Here is a 1690-nt window from a genome sequence, read left to right as displayed (position 1 = left end):
TTTAAAACTCTTTGAGAAAAAATAAATTGGTACAAAACCTAGTGGCAAAATATACAAAACCCGCTGGCAAGCTACATACAACACATGAAATCAATAAGTTATAGCACCATAAAAGTGCTGTGGCGGAGGGGGTGGGATTCGAACCCACGGTACAGTCTCCTGCACGCCGGTTTTCAAGACCGGTGCCTTAAACCGCTCGGCCACCCCTCCAAACTGGATATGCTTTTTGACAAATTTCTTGCAAAAGGTCAATCATTTTAATACGCATTTTAAAGCGTTCTTTGTAAAACTATTTAAATTTCAATTAAAATAATTCTTCATAAGTCAATTCTTTGAGTGTGTTATCTAACAGTTTCATTTTTAAACATGATCGCTTTTTCTGAAAAAATGAAAAGTAAATATGGTATTTATCATTTCTTTTTTCTGTTTAAAAAATTTTCACAAAGCAATATTTTTTTAAGTTTTAACGACCGATATTCGTAATAATAAGAAATGTTCAGTTGAAAATATTTGATAAATTATATTAAATTCTTTGCGGGCGTGTATTTTTGAATTATTTTATCTTTCCAGATATTTATTCTATTCAGATCGTTCATATCTGCGAAAAAAATGTTATTGTTTTGACAGTTTATGAGAGATAAATTTATAAGAATGACATAATATATTCAAGGAAAGTTTTTATTGAGTTTAAATAAGCATAATTCGATAAGAAAGCTCTTTAAAAGATTTTAATTTTTTAAATAAAAATATTCAGATATTTAGTGCGTCTAAAGGGCGGCTTGGAGGGAATGTCTGGTTTGCACTATTTGAAAAAATTTTTATGTAAGATTTGCATCGACAGTTTAAAATCTCTTCCAGATATGACTAGAAATTAGGTATATTTATAATGCTTTTTTTGTGGGATAAGCAAAAAGTTAGTTGGAATAGAAGAAAAGATTATTGAACAATACGCTTAGATAAATAGATAACTTGTTAAGGTATTGCATAGTTTTTCAAGAATAGAACTTAAAAACGCTAAATTATGCAGAGGCAGAAAGCATAAACTTTAACAGACAAGCTTTTAAAAGCCGATGCATTCATAAGTATGTGTAAAATAAAAAACTTATTTACAAAATAAAATGGTGGGCGATGAGAGCAAATAAAAAGCAAGTAAAATAAAATAGTTATGTCTAATATGAGGGAATAGGTAAATCTTGATTCTATTGAGTTTTTTTCCTCTATCCCTTATCTTTTTGAATCTTTTTTATGGCTTCAAGAGCAAGTTTTTTACGGTCTGCGCTCTTTGTGTAAAGAGATGCCATAGCATCATCTGTCCAGCCCAAAATTGCTTTGAGTTGTGGTACTGTTGCACCTGAGTTAGCTGTGTGTGTTGCTGCTAATTTTCTTAAGCCATGTGCTGATTTTTTGATTCCCGATACGTTACAAGCCTCACGAAAAAGGTTGCCAAAATTTTCTTTAACTAGTTTTTTACCTTCTTTACCACAAATGAATGTTTCTTCTCCAATAGGACCAGTTTCAAGCGTTTTGGCTAATTCCGGTCTCTGTTTTGAGGTGAATGATATTATCTTTGACATCTTTCCAGCCAATTCGTACCGCATCACCACGACGCAAGCCCCGTATATAAAAGAACATCAATCCAGACACGTTCATGGGTACCATGATGCCATCTTTGATAATATTTTTCGACATC

Annotated in this window: 1 tRNA gene and 1 pseudogene; both read right to left on the bottom strand. The window is 32.1% G+C overall.

Annotated features, from left to right (window positions below):
* Positions 1 to 120 precede the first annotated feature (120 nt).
* Positions 121 to 210: transfer RNA gene (locus tag ACFIKY_RS08920), tRNA-Ser, on the bottom strand.
* Positions 211 to 1217: 1007 nt separating this feature from the next.
* Positions 1218 to 1690, bottom strand: a pseudogene (locus tag ACFIKY_RS08915) (tyrosine-type recombinase/integrase); the annotation flags it as partial.

Origin of the sequence: Bartonella sp. CR127HXZ (genome assembly GCF_042194555.1) — a bacterium.
GTDB classification, from domain to species: domain Bacteria; phylum Pseudomonadota; class Alphaproteobacteria; order Rhizobiales; family Rhizobiaceae; genus Bartonella; species Bartonella grahamii.
Note: the sequence above shows the minus strand (reverse complement) of the source record. Positions and strands in the feature narration are given on the sequence as shown.